The organism is Lewinellaceae bacterium (genome assembly GCA_020636135.1).
Lineage (GTDB): Bacteria > Bacteroidota > Bacteroidia > Chitinophagales > Saprospiraceae > JAGQXC01.
Genome location: JACJYK010000001.1, coordinates 1,721,634 through 1,740,529 on the forward strand (window position 1 = coordinate 1,721,634; position 18,896 = coordinate 1,740,529).

Consider the following 18,896-nt stretch of genomic DNA (forward strand, 5'->3'; position numbering starts at 1 on the left):
GAACGGAAAATAAAAAAGGGGATCAGCATCTGGTCCCCTTTTTTATTTTATTTGATTCTCTCTAATCGCTACTTCCACTCAAATATCCCTGCTTTTCGATTCAAATAATTAAGTGTGCAGGATTCCGGGTTTTCTTCCCGGTAGCTGACCGGTGAGTCAGTCCCGGTCCCGATCACACTACCCCACAGGCATTTGTCTGAATCTTTTTCGTAATAAAGCGTTGTGGTATAAATGGCGGTGGGAAATTCAAATTTATAAACAAAGGCGCCATCCTTTTTGCCAGCTTCATAACGTCCTTCCAGGCTCATCTTGACATCTTCATTGTTATCGTCATTGACATATTCGGTGGCAATGCGAAATGATCCGTCCAATATCCTTCCACCTTGTTCGTTTTGCCGGTATTCATAAAAGCCATTAAAGAGATAATTGCTACGCGGCAATTCGATTTCAAGGATTTGGCTCAGGTTAACGATATCGGCATTTTCCAGTTTGTGAACCAGCCTGCCAGGTTTTAATGCCACCATTCCTGATGTGGTATTGGTACTTACTTTACTCACAGCTCCACCAAAAACCCAGCCTACGGTGTCTAATCGCGGATAGTCCACTTTGTACCAAGGCTTGGTGTATGGCGTATTGCGCAGAGTTATGGTCTCTTCATAATCTGTGCTGTCATGCAAATACTCCAGTAAAGTACCTTCTGCCAGAATATCAATAACCTGTCCTTTCTGTGATGGTTTGTCCCTTAGCCGGAGCTTATCCACCAGGACTTTAAATTCTATTTTTTCAGGTTTTGCCGGAACGGTATCGGTTACCGGTGTCGAAACATCCGTGGTGTCCTGGTTATTCTGCTTGCACCCAGCAATCAGGGTTGCAATAACAATGAGGTTTAAGAAGACTTTGGTCGGCATAAGACTTGATCAATTATAAAAGCATATTCCAAAGCGGTTTCACGGTGTTTCTCGAATCGGCCAGATGCACCGGAATGACCCGCATCCAAATTTGTATGTAAAACGATGAGATGATCTTCAGTGGTATGGTCCCGCAATTTTGCAACCCATTTGGCCGGTTCCCAGTATTGCACCTGTGAATCGTGCAGCCCTGCCGTTACCAGTAGGGCGGGATAGGGTTTTGTTTCGATATTATCGTAGGGTGAATAGCTTTTCATCAGTTTGTAATATTCTGGTTCCTGTGGGTTTCCCCATTCGTCGTATTCTCCTGTGGTAAGCGGTATGCTGTCATCCAGCATGGTGGTTACTACATCCACAAATGGCACGGCGGCAACTACAGCGGAAAACAATCCGGGCGCCATATTCATTGCAGCCCCTACGAGCAATCCACCTGCGCTTCCACCCATCGCACCCAGTCCTTCTGCACAGACATAATGCCGGTCTATGAGAGCTTGCCCACAGGCAATGAAGTCTTCAAAGGTATTTCGCTTGGCCTTTAGTTTTCCTTGTTCGTACCAGTTGCGACCCAGCTCCTGTCCCCCACGTATATGAGCAATGGCATATACGAATCCACGATCCAGCAAGCTTAGCCGGGGTATACTAAAATAAGGGTCAATGCTAATGCCATACGACCCATAGCCATAGAGCAGGCCAGGCGATCTGCCGGGTGTCCACAGATCTTTCCGGTAAACCAGGGACACAGGAATGCTTACACCGTCCTTGCCCTGGGCCCAGATGCGTTCCGACTGGTAGTTGGAAGCTTCATAACCTCCGACCACTTCCTGCACTTTAAGTATCTCCTGCTCACCATTATCCAATCGTACATCGATGACGGATGGAGGAGTTACCAATGAGGTGTACTGGACCCTGACTTTTGCAGCATTGAATTCCGGGTTGCGATCGAATTCCACATTCCTGGCTTCTTCCGGAAATGGTACTGTGAAATAATCCATGGTATTCAAGTCGAAAATACACACTTCCTTGGATGCCCCTGCTCTCGACAGGGTCACCAGGTGATCCCGGAAAACCTCAACATCATCGAGGTAGCCGGCAGGATCGTGGGGCAGGACCTCCTCCCAGTGAGTCCTGGATGTCCGCTCCACTGGACAACGCATCAATCTGAAATTTACAGCTTCCCAGTTGGTGCGGATAAAGAAGTGATCCCGGTGATGGTCCAGGCTGTATTCCAGGTGGCGTTGCCTGGGAAGGAACAGATGCCATCCTTCCTCCGGGTTTTGCATTTTGAGATAGCGGTATTCATCCGAAACGGTACTTGAACTGCCAATAAAAAGATAATCTTCACTTTTGGACTTCTGTACAAAAGTGACAAAGGTCTCATCGGCCTCATGGTACACCACCACATCCTGTTCGATGGGTTGGCCCAGGATATGCTTTTTTATAGTACACGGACGCAGTTTGTCGTCTTTAACCGCGTAGTAGATGGACTGACTATCAGCCGACCAAACGGCATATCCGGAAGTGTTTGGGATGGTATCTGACAGCATTTTACCCACAGACAGATCCTTGATACGCAAGGTATAGATGCGGCGACCCTTGGTATCTTCGCCAAAAACATTTTTTTGATTGTCCGGACTGACATTACCCGAACCGGCATGGTAATAAGCGTGACCGGCCTGGGCTTCTTCGGAATCCCAAAGCAGTTCTTCGTGATCCTGATTTTGATCAGGCCAGCGCCAGTACTGGGGTTGCTGGGCTCCGGTGCGATAACGGGTCTGGTACCAATAATGGTTTTTTAAGTAGGGAACTGACTGATCCTCCTGCTTTATCCGTCCGGTGATTTCCTGAAAGATGGTTTCCTGCAGGACATCCGTATGTTTCAGACGGTACTTGCAATAAGCGTTTTCCGCTTCTAAATAGGCCATAACATCCGGGTCCTTCAGGTCATTCATCCAATAATACGGATCAACCCGGGCATCATGATGAATCTCCAGTAATTTGTTGATTTTTTTGGGTGCAGGTGCTTTCATGTGCAACCAATAAGCTATTTTGACGATTTAAATTGTGGCTGTCTGACGGATAAAACTAAATGAATCACCACAGATTACAAACCTCGACTTCACAAATTTTAAAGATATCATTTCCCATCATGCTGGGCAGTGCAGCACAGAACGTACTTGCACTGGTAGATAGCACATTTCTATACCATTACGATGAAGCTTCTTTCGCGGCAATGGGCTTTATTGGAGTTTTTTACCTGGTTATAGCCGCCATGGGCTTTTCAATTTCCCGCGGTGGTCAGATATGGATCGCCCGCAAGATGGGAGAGGGAAGTGTCCTGGAAGTTGGCCGGCTTTTTCAGACAGTATTTGTCGTTGAAGGATTGGTGGCGCTGTTGTTGTTTGCGATTGTTAAATTGTTTGGACCCTGGATCATTGGTTTATTTATTGACGACCCGCAGTTGGCATCTTTATGCAATGACTACCTGCAGCCAAGGTCTTACGGTATCTTTTTTTCTTATTTCGGGGTCGCATTGATTGCACTTTATACAGGAATAGCCCGTACTACCTTTATCCTGGTCAGTACAGTAATCCTGTTTTCCGTGAATACAGTCCTGGACTATCTGTTTGTCTTTGGAGTTGGAGGCGCACCTGAGTTGGGTATTGCCGGTGCAGGATGGGCCAGCACCTTTGCAGAGGCCGCAGCATTTGTAAGTTTTATCGTGTATATGATCTTTGACCACAAGATCAAGGATTTCAGGATTACTTCGATCCTTCGCTTCGATCCCCGGATGATCTGGCAGATCCTGTCCACCTCAAATCATCTGCTGTGGCAAACTTTTTTTGCCATGGGGAGCTGGGTCGCATTTTTTGGGATGGTTGAGAATATGGGTCAGCATGCCCTGGCGATTTCAAATCTTGCCCGAATGATCTATCTGGTATTATCGATTCCCTGCTGGGGGCTGGCTTCGGGAACGAATACCATCGTCAGCCATTTTGTCGGATCCCGAAAGCGCATGGCTGTTAAACCATTGGTGTGGAAGATCATCTGGATCACCTTGATTTTGACCTGGATCCTGGCCATTCCTGTCGTTTTCTTTCCAAAGGTGACTCTCTATCCGATACTGGGAAAGTCAGATATGTCCTTATTGGTGCAGGCGCAGCCTACTTTCTATATGTTGCTTGCAATACTTTCTCTTTTCAGTATAGGTGGTATCTATTTCAATGGATTACTGGGTACGGGCGCCACCGGTCTTGGCCTGCGAATGCAAGTGGTTGCGACCATTCTGTACCTTATTTTTATTTATGTTGCCATTCATTTTCTGCAATGGCCTATTTACCTGGTCTGGTCGGCTGAATTGTTGTACTGGGGCTTTTTACTTGGGGTTAGCGCCTATCTTCTGGAGAAGTATCGCTGGACAAATTATGCGCCTTACCAGTAACATGACCTGAAGTCATCAGGTAAGCATCTATATCTCGCTGACCCAGTATATTACATTTGATAGAAATCATTCACGTATCCTTTGTGAACCTAATGCACTGGTAGTGAGCCTGCTATTTGGTTTACCTGGCCACGTATCACGATAATTAATATGAATAAAAAGCATATTTTTGCCCCCTATGCGACTTACACGAATCGACATTAAGGGGTTTAAGAGCTTCGCTATGGATACTGTCCTGCACTTCAATGAGCAGGTAGTGGGTGTGGTTGGGCCAAATGGATCCGGGAAGTCCAATATTGTGGATGCCATCCGATGGGTCCTGGGAGAGCAAAAGAGCTCGGAGCTGCGTCTGGATAAGATGTCCGATGTGCTGTTCAATGGAACCAAAAAACGTAAATCCAGCGGATTGGCAACTGTGGGCATAACCTTTGAAAATGATCGCAGCCTGATTGCCTCAGAATACCAGAGTATTACCATTTCCAGAACGTTGTACCGGACCGGTGAAAGTCAATATCAGATAAACGGAGTCACCTGCCGACTTAAGGACATACAGAACATACTTCAGGATACCGGCATCGGCTCCAATACCTATGCTATTATAGCCCTTGGTATGGTTGACGACATCCTGCAGGATAAGGATCAGTCCCGCCGTCGCATGTTTGAACAATCTGCCGGTATATCCAAATACAAAAAGCGGAAGCATGAGACCATGCTGAAGCTTAAGAGCACCGAAGCGGATCTGGACCGGGTTGAAGATCTGCTTTATGAAATAGAACAAAATCTGAAGACCCTCGAGCGTCAGGCGAAGCGCACGCAACGCTATTTTGACCTCAAGCAGGAATATAAGATCATCTCTATCCAGCTGACCCACATTCGCAGTAAAGCATTACGTGCTTCGTATGAGGCACTCGCAGGCCAGATTACCACACAGGAGGATAAATTGCGGCAGGAACAGGTTGCTGAAGCGACCCTCACCGCTCAACTTGAGCAGATCAAGAAAGATCATCTTGATCAGGAAGTATCAGTATCCACCCTGCAACGGTCATTAAACCAGACCGTCCATCAGATCCGAACACTGGAGAACCAGAAAAAACTGGATGAACAGCAGTTGACATTCAAAACTCAAAATGTCGACCGTCTTACTCAGCAAGTGGCAACCCACCGCGAACGGGCTTCTCAGTTGGAGGAGAGTGCTACTTCACTCCAATCACGAATTTTCAGGGCCGATGAAGACTCGGGAAGTTTAAAGTCTACGCTTGACGCAGCCGAGCAAAATAAAAATGACGTATTTAATGCTTATGGGGCCGCAAAGGAGGATGTGGAACAGCTTAAGCAGGCATTCCAGGTTAAAGAACGGCAGGTTTTTGAATTGGAGAAAAAGATTGCCGTAGATGAAAACCAGTTGGGACTGTTACTTAATCAGGTAGAACAATACCAGACCCAGCAGATGTACAAAGTCCAGCAACTGGAGCAATATCAAAAGGACGATGAGGAACTAGCTGTTGTGATGACTAACCGTGCGGAAGCGTTAAAAGCCGCGCGCGAACTGGAAACCAAACTCAAGAACCAGGTAAGTAAGCTGAAGGATAATAAAGAAAAGGTTCGTGATGATCTCCAAAAGGTCCTCCGGTCTCTGGATGCAAAAGGAAATGAATACGAATTGTTAAAGAGCCTGGTAGATAATCTGGAAGGTTTTCCCGAATCCATACAGTTTCTCCACAAGGCAAAACAATGGTCCCACAAATCACCGCTCCTCTCGGACGTGATCTATTGCGAGGAGAAACACCGGGTCATCATCGAACAGTATCTGGACCAATACCTCAATTATTTTATTGTACCTCATAAAACCGATGCACTCCAAGCCATCCACCTGCTTGCAGACAGTCAGAAAGGAAAGGCTAACTTCTTCATATTAGACGCTTTCCAGAACCCGGAGCCCGACCAGGTGGTCCACCCAGGTATGACTCCGGTATGGAAACAAATCGAAGTGGAGCCACAGTATCAGGGGCTATTGTATTACCTGTTTGACCAGGTCTATTTCCTGGATCCGGGCTATGAAGATTACCTTCACGACCCAGCATTTGCCGGTTTTACCTTCCTGAGTACGGATGGCAAAATAGTTTCACGTCGTCAGCATGTATTGACGGGGGGATCGATTGGCTTGTTTGAAGGCAAAAAAATTGGCCGCAAGAAGAACCTGGAAAAGCTGCAGAAAACCATTTCCAAGCTGCAAACCGAAAAGTCTGATCTCGAATACCAACTCGCCCGGTTTGAAGCCGAGATCAAGCACACAGATACCACCGAAGCCACTCAGGATATCCAGGATCTTGAAAAGGAAATGCAGCAATATCAGCATCGCAAGGTTCAGGTTGAGGCTCGTCTGAACAATGAAAAGGAACAGATCGCCCAGCTGGAACACAATGTACAGCAGGCCAGGACAAAGATTCAGGCGATCAGGGACCATCAGGGTGATGATCAGGAGCAACTTAATCAGTTACGCCAAACCATACAGGAAGCCAATAAAGCTTTAGCCGAACGGGGCGAGGCCTATGAGAAACTGGTTGAAGTGTACAATCAGAAGCTCCAGGCATACAATGAGAAACGCATCGAATTCATCCAGCAGGAAAATACCGTCAAGGCACTGCAAAGTCAGATGGATTTTAATGCCACCCAGCTGAAAGAATTAAAAATTGAGATCGAGTCAAAGGAACTTCAAATTGCCACTGATCAGTCCGATATCGCCAGGTTGAGAAACCAAATTGAGGAAGCTGAAAGCAATCTGGTCGAAGCTTATGGTGAGAAGAAACTGCAGGAATCCGACCTGACCGGAGTAGAAGAAGGATATTTTAAGGTTCGCGGAGAAATCCATGACCTGGAAGAACAAATCAAAATCCGGAGCCGGAACTTCGCGCAGGCCAACCAGTTGTTGAATGAGTTGAAGGAAAAAAGGACCGACTTGAAGTACCAACTCAATGGTCTATTTGACCGGCTGCGCATTGAGTTCAACGTTACGGAAGAAGAGTTGAAACATGTGGAGGTGGATGAAGCTGAGTTGCCATCCATCGAGACGCTGGACGAGAAGGTGCAACAGATGAAGCGCAGGCTTGAAGGCTTTGGAGAGATCAATCCCATGGCGGTTGAGGCTTTCAATGAAATGAAAGAGCGTTACGATCACATCTTCGGACAACGCGCAGACATTTTGGAAGCCAGGGACTCACTGATGGATACCATCCAGGAAATTGAGACTACAGCCACCAACCAATTCCTTGAAGCATTTAACCAGGTCCGGGACAACTTCATCGAAGTATTCCGAAGCCTGTTCTCGGAAGATGACACGTGTGATCTGATATTGACTGAGCCTGAAAATCCGCTGGAGTCCGGAATCGAGATCATTGCCAAGCCCAAGGGTAAACGTCCGTTGACCCTCAACCAGCTGTCCGGTGGCGAAAAAACCCTGACTGCTATTGCACTGTTATTTGCAATGTACCTGCTCAAACCTGCTCCCTTCTGTATTTTTGATGAAGTGGATGCTCCATTGGATGATTCCAACATTGAAAAATTCAATCGTATCATCAAGAATTTTTCTGCACAATCCCAGTTTATCATTGTCACCCACAATAAACTGACCATGGCTGCCATGGATGTCATTTACGGCGTTTATATGGAAGAGCAGGGCGTGTCCAATGTAAGCCCGGTTGACTTTCGTGCGTACGATCACCTTTCTTTACTGGAGGTGCAAAATTAACTAAGGAATAATTTGGTGGGTTTGAGCAAAAAAAACGGCATGTCGGTTAAGAACATGCCGTTGACGAACCAATATATGTACCAAGATGCAAGTTAATGCGTGACTATATGAGAAGAAAACGTAATGCTTGTGCACTTATTATTTCCTCCGGTTATTTTTCTCAAAAAAAAGCTGCAAAGTACACCGGAAAGGGAACGAATGAAGTACAACAAAAAACCAGTGTAACAAGAAAGGCAACGAATTATCCATCGGTCTCGGGAAAATACCCTTGTATGTACATCAGGCAAAGCCGTACGTAGTGGGGGGACTACGTACTACACGGCTTAGAAAATTTAACGCCCAAAGAGTATATTTTCCATCGATTCTCGGTATTGTCAAGACCATAATAGGAAAGTAGTCGATGTACTTTGCCAGCTATAGATATATGCTGCATCACATTTGACACAGGATTTGAAATTGGTCAAATTGGAAATCGGGTATGTAAATACCTCGAATAGGAATGCTTCACGGGAATTATAAAAGGAAGGATGTTACATATTAAATGAGAAAAGAAGCCCTTTATTGTCTGTCAGCCAAAAAAAATTGAAAAATTTAACCCTTGAGGGCAAATTTGGTCTTTTTCCCGTTTTCTATCAGCATATAATGGCCATGCAGCCACTGGTCTGATTGAATTTCTGCATCGATGGAGGTCACTTTCAACTTGTTGATCGCCAATGCATTACCCTGGATGGCCCGGCGAACATCACTTTTAGAAGGCATCAATCCGGTCACATCCGTGAGAAAATCGATGACACTCATCGAGGTTTGGGGGGAATCCAGAATTTTGGATGGAATTTCAGCGATAATCTTATCCCATTTGGCAGGAGACATGGATTCCAGGTAAGCCAGGTCCAAACGGTTGTTGAATAATATTTCAGATACCGTCACAGCCGCATCATAATTTTCCTGGCCATGGATACGAATGGTCAACTCTTCAGCAAGCTGCCGTTTCAACTCATTCGGATTATTGGCAAACTGGCTTTCCAGGGCTTCAACCTCCACCTTTGATTTCAGCGAAAAATATCGAAAGAACTTGGGCAGGTCCCGGTCGTCGGCGTTGATCCAAAACTGGAAAAACTTATAGGGAGAGGTTAGATTGGGATCCAGCCAGATGTTGCCCGCCTCGGATTTGCCAAACTTTTTACCGTCAGCTTTGGTCAGTAGCGGTGTGGTGAGGGCATATGCTTTTCCATCAGCCATGCGACGGATAAATTCGGTCCCGCTGGTGATGTTACCCCACTGGTCCGATCCCCCCATCTGAAGGACACAGGCATTCTGCTCATAGAGGCACAGGAAATCATAAGCCTGAAGCAACTGATAACTGAATTCGGTAAATGACATCCCAGTGTCCAGACGATTTTTCACCGAATCCTTAGCCAGCATATAGTTGATCGTCAGGTGTTTACCTACATTCCGAAGAAAGTCTAGCACATTCATCGAGCGGTAAAAGTCCAGGTTATTGACAAAAACCGCCGGGTTGGTACTGGTTTCGAAATCCAGCATTTGCCTGAATTGATCTTGCTGGAACTCAAGATTGCGATCCAGTTCTTCCGTACTTTTTAATTCACGCTCCTTGTCTTTCCCGCTGGGGTCTCCGATCCGACCGGTTGCTCCTCCCATCAATACGATGGGTTGATGACCAGACTGCTGGAAAAGCTTCAGGATCATCACTTGTACGTAATTGCCAATGGTGAGGGATGGGGCGGTAGGGTCAAACCCGATATAGGCTGTTGTTTTATTGTTCAGGACCTCTTCCAATCCCGGGGTCATGTCCTGGAGCATACCCCTCCACTGCAATTCTTCCAGAAAGTTCATCACTGGCTATTTTTTATTAAGGTGCAAAAATATCATTCTTCCCCTGAAACCAGCAATGTGAAGTTGTCTTTACCCGAATATACCGTCCGTCTAATGTGAAAAAAATGCCGTTCTTTGGGATATGAATTTTTCGCGGTACATCGCGCAACGATTGTCTTTACACAGTGCCAATTCATTCCAGAACATCATTGTGCGACTGGGGATAACCACTTTGGCATTAAGCCTGGCGGTTATCATTGTTGCTTCTGCGATCATCAAGGGATTTAAAGCGGAGATCAGCGATAAAGTTTTCGGATTCTGGGGGCACATCCACATCACCAGCCCCTCTATGAATTCGATGTTTGAGGCTAAGCCCATCTCACTGAACCAGGATTTCTATCCTTCCCTCGACACCATCCGCAAGCTGGCTATCCGTGATGACCAGGATCGCATTGCCGGTTACACGCAGGGTGGAGTTCAGGGGATTTACCCTTATGTTCTGATCGCGGGTATCATGGAGACCAAAACGGCCTTTGAGGGCCTGATCCTGAAAGGAGTGGACAGTACCTACAACTGGCAGAAGATGCAGTCGTTCCTTGTAGAGGGAGATCTGAGTTTCATGGGGGACTCGCTGGAGAATAGAAAGATCCTGATTTCCCGCACCACGGCTGACCGGATGCAGATCGGGATCGGTGACCGCATCATCATGCATTTTGTAAAAAACAATCAGGGCATCCGGCGGGCATTCACCGTAGGGGGCATTTACAATACCGGTCTGGAGGAGTACGATCAGCAAATGGCTTTCATTCATCTGAAAGTTGCGCAGGAATTACTGGGTTGGCAGCCCGATCAGGTCAGTGGTTTTGAGGTGTTTCTGGACCATATTGATGATATCGATTTTTTTGACAACTACATCTATATCGATGTACTGCCTACGGAGTTGTACTCAGAGTCTTTAAGAGATAAATTTTCCAACATATTTGACTGGCTCGAGCTGCAGGATACCAATGAATATGTCATTATGATTCTCTTGCTCACCGTAGCTGTGATAAATATGATCTCCATTATTTTAATTATGATCCTGGAACGAACATCCATGATCGGTATCCTGAAAGCGATGGGAAGCCGGGACTGGCAGACCCGAAATATCTTTATACACCACGCAGCGAAGTTGATCCTGTGGGGCATGGCTTTTGGCAATTTACTGGGACTGAGTATCTGCTTTATTCAGCAAAAATTCAAACTGATCCGCTTGAATGAAGCCGATTACTACATTTCCTATGCACCCGTCCATCTGGATTTACGGCTGTTGTTATTTGTAAATTTGTTGTTCTTTCTGGTCACCCTGGTGTCGCTGTTGATTCCTACCTATTACATTTCAAAGCTGTCGCCGGTGAAAAGCATTCGTTTTAATTAAGTGAAATCCCTGAATACCACCTGGATCGTCCGTTATGGCATGCGATGGAAACGATTATTTGTTTTTCCAGCCGGAGAATACCGTCATTTTTATCTGTACCGGACCAATAAAAGCCCATTTAGAAGGCTGGGGTACTGGATGGTAGATGTGGTAATATTGGTGGGTGATGTACTCTGTCTTCCTGAGATATACCTGGCTTTGGAATGGTTGGCTTCGCCGGTGAAGACTTTCCCTCAAATGGATGGCAGCAAATACCGGGTCCCATATCCTGCTGATTTGAAGACAGATAATATCCGGTTGCATCTGAATCCGAGGATCCGGCCCAATGCAAGGGTTCACGCCTATGTGAGTTTTCAGACGATCAACTTTTGGGGTGAACTGAGTGATGAAATTTTTCTGCATGAACTGATGCACATCTGGCAGTTCCACCGGGTAGGGTCCATCTATATTCACCATGCACTACGGGCACAAAGGATGATTCCTGCCTACGAATATGGCCTGGTCAGTGGGGTGCTTAACCGGTGGGACCAGGTCTGCATTTGGCGGGATTTTAATTTTGAACAGATGGCATCGCTCGGTGCCGACCTCGAGCTCCACCTTCGGGATTTTCCCGAAGATTCCCGTGCAAAAGCAATCCTGGATCAGTTTTTCTGATTTCAGGAGACTTTATTTTTGTGCTCTCCTACATAAGTCTTAAGTTTGCACCATTGATTCAAAGCTGAACGCTTAATGATTTCTTCTTCCGATAGTTATGATCCGTTATTATGCATTAGAACAAGGTCGCTTGACTGCGTTGGAGGCTTTACAGCCCGGATGTTGGATCAACATCGATCCACCTATTGAGCAGGAAGAACTCGAATCTCTCGCTAATCAATTCAATTTTGCCATCGATTACCTCATCGACTCCCTGGACATCGATGAACGCTCCCGTTATGAGCGGGACGAGGATCTTGGGTTTATTCTCGTCAACACGCCGATACTTAATGAAGTAGACCAGGAGAATGAAGCCATTTATGTCACGATTCCGATCGGTATCCTGCTGCTGAAAGACTACATCGTAACCATCAGCGGACGCGATAATCCTGTGCTCAACCGTTTTTTTGAAGGAAAGGTCCGGAACTTCGATCCCAGTGACTTCAGCTTGTTTGTCTTGCAGATCTTTGAACAAAATGTGCTTTATTTTCTCAGCTGCCTGAAGAAACTCAACCTCAAGAGGAACCTGATCGAAAAGGAGCTGTACAATTCCAGCCGTAATGAGGAGCTCAAACAATTGCTGCGGATCGAAAAAAGTTTGGTGTTCTTTGTAAATACCCTTTCCGCCAATGAGCTGCTGAAAATGAAAATGAAACGATCGGATTTTCTGAAGATCAGCGATGATGAGGACAAATCAGACCTCTTTGAGGATATCATCATCGACAATGGCCAGGCTCTGGAGATGGCCAACGTCTACACCAACATCCTTAACGGCACTATGGAAGCCTATGCCTCTATTGTTTCCAATAACCTGAATGTGTTTATCCAGCGGCTGACCATCGTCACGGTGGTGTTGATGGTGCCCACCCTGGTCGCCAGTTTTTATGGCATGAATGTGCCAGTACCTTTCCAGCGGAGCGAGCGATCTTTCTATTGGATTGTCATCTTTTCAGTGGTTATCAGCGTCCTGCTGGTCGGGATCTTTCGCCGGAAAAGGCTTTTTTAGGTCTGTACTCCATCTGGATGATTTCAGGAAGCATCCAGGCCTAACTCAACATACAGATTCAGCATTCCAGGTACGGCATTCGCGGGAATGACCGTCGGATGTACCTGCCGGAATTCATAGCTTTCAGCGGGATTGGGATCAATGTAAAAGACCTGGCAATCAGGGCGTACGAACCCTATCAGACTGGCTGCAGGATACACCTGAAGTGAAGTTCCGATAATTATGAGTATGTCGGCTTCCGGCATTTTGACAATAGCTTCTGACATAGCCGGTACCGGCTCACCGAACCAGACAATATGTGGTCTGAGGGCATGACCGGCAGAACAGGTGTCGTTCAGGGTCAGTGGTCCATCCCACGAGATGATTTCCGCATGGTTTGCGGTGCATCGTACGTGTCGTAATGATCCATGCAGGTGCAGGACATGAGTCGAGCCTGCTCGTTCATGAAGGTCATCGACGTTTTGGGTGATGACCATTACATCAAAGTGATTTTCCAGTTTCGTGACCAATTCATGCGCCCGGTTAGGCCTAACCTTAAGCAGTTGTTCTCGCCGCCAGTTGTAAAAGTCGAGCACAACCTGTGGCTGTCTGGCCCACGCTTCAGGTGTTGCTACCTCGTAGATGGAATAGCCCTCCCACAAGCCGCCAGCATCCCGGAATGTTGCCAGACCGCTCTCGGCACTGATGCCTGCTCCGGTGAGTACTACGATCCGTTGCCTGCTCATTCGAATGAATTGAAAGCAGCACCTAATTGGTAGATGATGTCCCGGGCGATCATGGCCTCCTGACTCCATTTTGATGCTGCAAGATCACCGGCCAGACCGTGCAGGTATACGCCCATCAGGCAGGCATCGGCAGGGGGATAACCCTGTCCGATCAGCGAAGCGAGAATCCCCGTTAATACATCACCGCTACCGGCCGTTGCCATGCCCGGATTTCCGGTACAATTAAAATAGATGGTGCCATCCGGCAGGGCAATGGCCGTATGTGCTCCTTTCAGGAGGATGTAGCAATGCAATTTCTTTGCTTGTTCCCGCAATAATTCCAGTCTGGCAAATCCATCATCGGCCTTTCCAAAAAGGCGCTCAAATTCTTTAGGGTGGGGGGTTAACACCGTTGCAGCAGGGATCTGGTTTTGCCAGTTATGGGCTGCTATGAGGTTCAATGCATCTGCGTCCAGAACCAGTGGGCTTTTGACATTCTTTAAAAATTGAAGAAGCCCCTGTGCCGTTAAGTCATTGGTGCCGATACCGGGGCCCATAGCTATACACTCATAATCGCCATGGCAGGGTGGGGCGGTGGTTACAGACCGGTGCGGATCAACGTGGACCATCGCTTCCGGGAGGTGGGTTTGTACAATCTGATACCCACATTCAGGAATATGAATGGTTAATAAGCCGGCGCCGGTACGCAGGACTGCTTCGCCGGCCAGCAAGGCAGCACCCATCTTGCCATAACTGCCACTGATCAGTAAAATGTGACCAAATGTCCCTTTGTGGTCATATGTATGCCGTTTGCGAAAGCGTGAACGGATCGTCGATTCTTCGATGGTGAAATTCTGGGTTGGTGCGTTTTCAATAGCTTCATTCGAAAGTCCGATGGGGATGATCTCCCAGAGGCCTACACTTGAGCTGTTTTCGGCCATAAAGAACGCCAGTTTGGGTAGCTGCAGCGATAAGGTTCTATCCGCTTGAATGGTGGGTCCGGTGGTATGCCGGTCAGCAAATAACCCGGAAGGGATATCAATGCTGATCCGTTGTACAGGCATCTGATTGATGTGCTCTACCACATGGGCTGCAAGCCCATTTAGAGGTCGGTTCAATCCTGAACCGAAGAAAGCATCGATAAACACAGTTCCTGCACCTAAATGCGGAATATTTTCTACCTCCTGCACTGCAATTAAGTCCAGCATCCGCAATGACTCCAAACGTTCGTAGTTGGTGCTGAAGTCCTGACTTTGCTGGCCTCCCAGAGCAAGCACAAATACCTGTATCAGGTAACCTTCCTGATAAAGAAGCCGCGCTATGGCCAGGCCATCACCACCATTGTTGCCGGGGCCAACGCCGATGCAAATGGGGGTGTCACGATCAGGATAGAGTTCCAGGATGCGTTTTGTGCAGGATTTTGCGGCCCTTTCCATCAGATCAATCGATGCAATGGGCTCGTTTTCAATGGTAAATAAATCTACCTTTTGTATTTGTGTAGGATTTAATATCTTCATCTTGCGATTCGTGACGCATTCTTGCCCTTGGTTATTCCATATAACCTATTAACAAAAATTAGAATGATTTTTGGTTATCAATTCCAAGGTAATAAATATGTAAAATTTATGCGATATTTGCATAAACGTGCATGTATAAATTGCTGTAACTAAAACCGACATGCCTTGAGACTGAACATATACTTGATAGGTGCACTCCTCTTCCTGACGGTTCATGGCGTAAATGGGCAGGACTTGCATTACTCCCAGTTTTTCAATTCACAGATGAACATCAACCCCGCGCTGACCGGTATCTTCAATGGAGATGTTCGCTTCACAGGTCACTATCGCAATCAATGGCCGTCTGTTCCGGTGGATTATACGACAGTTTCCGCTGCTGCAGATATGAAGTTCCTGCGACCCAATACCAATAACTTCTTCAGCGGGGGAATATTATTGAATTACGATCAGGCAGGAGACTCCCAGTTGCGGTTTGCTCAAATCGGCCTTGGAGGGTCCTACTCCATGGAAGTGGCTTCTAATAATTTCATTACCCTGGGGGCCATGCTCGGAATAGCAGACCGGCGGTTCTCCCTGACCAATCTCACTTTTGATGCCCAATATACCGGTGGGCAATTTGATCCCAGTTTACCGATCAATGAATTCTTCGACCGTACCGGCGTGACCATTTTTGATGTTTCTCTGGGAGGTAACTACCGCTGGCAAAAGACCAGTCGGACCAAACTGGACCTGGGGATTGGTGCATTTCACATTAACAAACCCAAACACCCGTTTTACGATCAGGATGATATCCGGTTACCCATCCGTTTTGGCATCCATGCACTGGCACAGTTCCAGGTTGGAGACCATTTCGACTTATTGGCCCGGGGACTCTACCAGAATCAAAGCCCTTACCAGGAAACGGTGCTGGGATTGGGAGGTTTGTTCTACATCAATCAGAAACGCGGTAAGGAATTTGGATTGGAGCTGGGGGTACATTACCGCCTGAACGATGCCATCGTACCGATGGTCTTGCTGCATTGGAGGGCATTAACGGTTGGATATAGTCATGATATCAATACATCACCATTTAAAGTTGCAACCAACAATAATGGTGGGCCGGAATTGACGCTATCCTACATCATTACGAAGGTCAAGCCGCTCAGTAAGTACAAAGTGTGTCCATTATTTTAGCCGCAGGATTATGAACTTAACACGATACATAAAATACGTCTTGCCCTTGGTGCTGAGTATGATCTACCTGATCCCCGGTGGATTTGCACAGACCAAAAAGGCATTTATCCGCAGTGCTGATGAAGCCTACGATAAGAAAGACTTTAATTCGGCTTTAGCCTACTACGAAGAAGCTTTGGCCTTTGATAGTACCCAGTTGGAAGTCGCCTATATGGCGGCTGAGGCAGCACGCCAGTTCAATGCATATACCCGGGCAAAGATCTGGTATGAAAAAGTGCTCGAACTGGATAAGAACAATCAATACCCGGATGCCCAGTTTTATCTCGGCGAAATGTATCAGAAATTAGGTCTTTTTGATCAGGCCATTCAGTCATACAATTTTTACATCGCGGAGAGCTCACAACCAAATGACTGGAAAACTGAAAAAGCCAATAAGGAGGTCATGGCCTCAGAATGGGCCAAACAGGTCATCAACAGAGAGCGAAAAGATGTGGAAATAGAGCGCCTGGGAGATCAGATCAATTCACCTTATACGGAATTTGGAGCGACTCCGATGGGAGACACACTCTTATTCTCCAGCTTGCGATTTGAGCATGTAGTCAATAAAAATCAGCCTCCGGTGCTTTATTCCCAGATCATGGGATCATCTGCCATGGGTCAGGCGGAACGGGAGTCTTTACTCAGCGACTCCATGCAGATCACGGCACATACAGCCTTCAACCAAAAAGGAGACCGGCTGTATTTTACCATTTGCGAATACGTCAATGCCTCAGATTTAAGATGTGACTTGTACTACCGGGATAAGAAAGACGGTGTATGGGGCCCGGCAGTTAAGTTGCCCGATTACATCAATCAGGACAGCATTACTTCAACTCAGCCCAATGTCGGATACGACGAGAACATGCAGAAAGAGGTGTTGTACTTCGTCTCGGACAGGCCGGGTGGTAAGGGCAAGCTGGATATCTGGAGTACCTCGGTTAATGCAGATGGGACCTTTAATCAACCCATCAATGTCGCTGCGGCTAACACCAACGAAGATGACATAACTCCATTTTATCATATCCCTACGAATACCCTCTATTTCAGCTCTACCGGGCAAAAAGGCCTGGGCGGCTTTGATGTATACAAAATCGCCAAATACAGCCAGGGCTGGGGGAAGATCAATCACATGGGCAATGTTATAAATACCAGCTATAACGACGTCTATTTCAGCATGAAAGATGATGGCAAAGAAGGCTATCTTTCCTCAAACCGGCTCGGAGCCCAATATGTGGAGTCAACACAGGAAGCCTGTTGTTATGATATCTATAAGTTAAAGTTCAATACTTCCGATATCCGGTTGCTGGCTTCCACGTTCGATCGTATCTCTCGTGAAGCACTGTTGGGGGCCACCGTTACATTGCACAATCTGACGGATCCAGAATCAGATCCCATTATGATCACCAATCTGGATTCCAACTTGTTTGTGTTTCCACTGGAAAGTGGAAAAGAATACAAAGTAGTAGCTGAAAAAGATGGCTTTGATCCGGACTCTTTGTTCTTCAATACATTGGATGTATTTGAGAGTCTGGATATTAAGAAAAACCTGTTCCTCAAGTCACAGACCATCGATCTGGATCTGCTGACCTTTGATAAGACCACGCTGGAACCGTTACCTGGTACGACAGTTACGCTGGTTGACCTTTCGGATACCCTGCAGGCGCCATTGACCCTGACCAATGAGGATGGCAATGACTATCATTTCCCGCTATTGAGGGGTAAGAAATATCTTGTGCTTGTTTCGAAAAAAGGATACGCACCCGAATCACTGGAGATCGATACCAGAGATTATGATGATGTGAATACGATCAATAAGAAAGTATATCTGGGTCTCGGAGATCTGGAATCCTTCCTTCCTCTGATTGTCTTCTTCGACAACGACTTGCCGGACCCAAAATCCTGGAAAAGTTCTACCGATACCCGCTACGGGGATATGTTCCTGCCCTATCTGACACAGGAAAGTAATTACATCAATATGTTTACGGAAGGGCTTGCCGGAGCTTCAATATCGCAGGGGACAACAGAACTACAGCGATTCTTTGAAAACCGGGTGAAGAAAGGAGGTGAAGATTTATCCAAGTTCCTTGAAATTCTGCAGTTGAATCTGGAACACGGAGCAGAATTGGAAATTTCCATCAAAGGATATGCAAGTCCACGTTCGTCTGCTGATTACAATTACCGGCTTGGTCAGCGCAGAGTACAAAACGTACTCAATGAAATCGAAGAGTTTGAAAATGGCGTTTTAAAACCTTATATCCAATCTGGACAATTGAAGATCCAGCAGAAAAGTTTTGGCGAAACTGCGGTACCCCGTGGTGTAAGCGACAAAATTGATGATCCGCGAAATTCCATTTACAGTGTGCCGGCATCCCAGGAACGCCGGGTTGAAATTGTCCAAATTAAACGTACTAAATAATCTTGG

At 46.6% G+C, this 18,896-nt stretch carries 12 protein-coding genes; 7 read left to right on the forward strand and 5 right to left on the reverse strand.

Features of this window, described 5'->3' with window-relative positions; all coding sequences use genetic code 11:
- Positions 1-68 precede the first annotated feature (68 nt).
- Together H6570_06575 and H6570_06580 are read right to left on the reverse strand one after the other, a co-directional pair.
- Positions 69-908: an SH3 domain-containing protein gene (locus H6570_06575; protein ID MCB9318927.1), complete on the reverse strand. Its 840-nt coding sequence runs from the start codon at positions 906-908 to the stop codon at positions 69-71.
- Complete coding sequence (locus H6570_06580) at positions 887-2,935, reverse strand: S9 family peptidase (protein ID MCB9318928.1); 2,049 nt, start codon at positions 2,933-2,935, stop codon at positions 887-889. Before H6570_06580 ends, H6570_06575 begins: the two co-directional genes overlap by 22 nt.
- Positions 2,936-2,994: 59 nt before the next feature.
- On the opposite strand from H6570_06580, the gene H6570_06585 reads away from it, so the two are divergent.
- Positions 2,995-4,347: an MATE family efflux transporter gene (locus H6570_06585; GenBank protein ID MCB9318929.1), complete on the forward strand. Its 1,353-nt coding sequence runs from the start codon at positions 2,995-2,997 to the stop codon at positions 4,345-4,347.
- A 178-nt stretch (positions 4,348-4,525) separates the two neighbouring features.
- A complete protein-coding gene (smc, locus tag H6570_06590) occupies positions 4,526-8,092 on the forward strand; it encodes a chromosome segregation protein SMC (protein MCB9318930.1) in 3,567 nt (1,188 codons plus the stop codon).
- A gap of 591 nt (positions 8,093-8,683) precedes the next feature.
- Here smc and H6570_06595 read toward each other — a convergent pair.
- Positions 8,684-9,946: a tyrosine--tRNA ligase gene (locus H6570_06595; GenBank protein MCB9318931.1), complete on the reverse strand. Its 1,263-nt coding sequence runs from the start codon at positions 9,944-9,946 to the stop codon at positions 8,684-8,686.
- 121 nt (positions 9,947-10,067) lie between these two features.
- Here H6570_06595 and H6570_06600 point away from each other — a divergent pair, with 121 nt between their 5' ends.
- The 3 genes from H6570_06600 to H6570_06610 all read left to right on the forward strand — a co-directional run bounded on the left by H6570_06600 (position 10,068) and on the right by H6570_06610 (position 13,041).
- On the forward strand, positions 10,068-11,342 hold the full coding sequence (locus tag H6570_06600) for an ABC transporter permease (protein ID MCB9318932.1): 1,275 nt from the start codon (positions 10,068-10,070) through the stop codon (positions 11,340-11,342).
- Entirely contained in the window at positions 11,343-11,996 is a 654-nt protein-coding gene (locus tag H6570_06605; protein MCB9318933.1) for a hypothetical protein, read from the forward strand. It abuts the gene before it with no gap.
- 97 nt (positions 11,997-12,093) lie between these two features.
- Positions 12,094-13,041 (forward strand): magnesium transporter CorA family protein, encoded by a 948-nt coding sequence (locus H6570_06610; protein ID MCB9318934.1) that lies wholly within the window; start codon positions 12,094-12,096, stop codon positions 13,039-13,041.
- Positions 13,042-13,064: 23 nt separating this feature from the next.
- Here the strand turns inward: H6570_06610 and H6570_06615 are convergent, their stop codons facing one another.
- Both H6570_06615 and H6570_06620 read right to left on the reverse strand, forming a co-directional pair.
- Complete coding sequence (locus H6570_06615; protein MCB9318935.1) at positions 13,065-13,766, reverse strand: NAD-dependent deacylase; 702 nt, start codon at positions 13,764-13,766, stop codon at positions 13,065-13,067.
- On the reverse strand, positions 13,763-15,262 hold the full coding sequence (locus H6570_06620) for an NAD(P)H-hydrate dehydratase (protein ID MCB9318936.1): 1,500 nt from the start codon (positions 15,260-15,262) through the stop codon (positions 13,763-13,765). Before H6570_06620 ends, H6570_06615 begins: the two co-directional genes overlap by 4 nt.
- A gap of 165 nt (positions 15,263-15,427) precedes the next feature.
- Between H6570_06620 and H6570_06625 the strand changes: the two genes are divergently transcribed.
- Both H6570_06625 and H6570_06630 read left to right on the forward strand, forming a co-directional pair.
- A complete protein-coding gene (locus H6570_06625) occupies positions 15,428-16,435 on the forward strand; it encodes a PorP/SprF family type IX secretion system membrane protein (GenBank protein MCB9318937.1) in 1,008 nt (335 codons plus the stop codon).
- 10 nt (positions 16,436-16,445) lie between these two features.
- Positions 16,446-18,890, forward strand: coding sequence for a hypothetical protein (locus H6570_06630; protein ID MCB9318938.1), 2,445 nt, complete (start codon positions 16,446-16,448; stop codon positions 18,888-18,890).
- Positions 18,891-18,896: the final 6 nt, after the last annotated feature.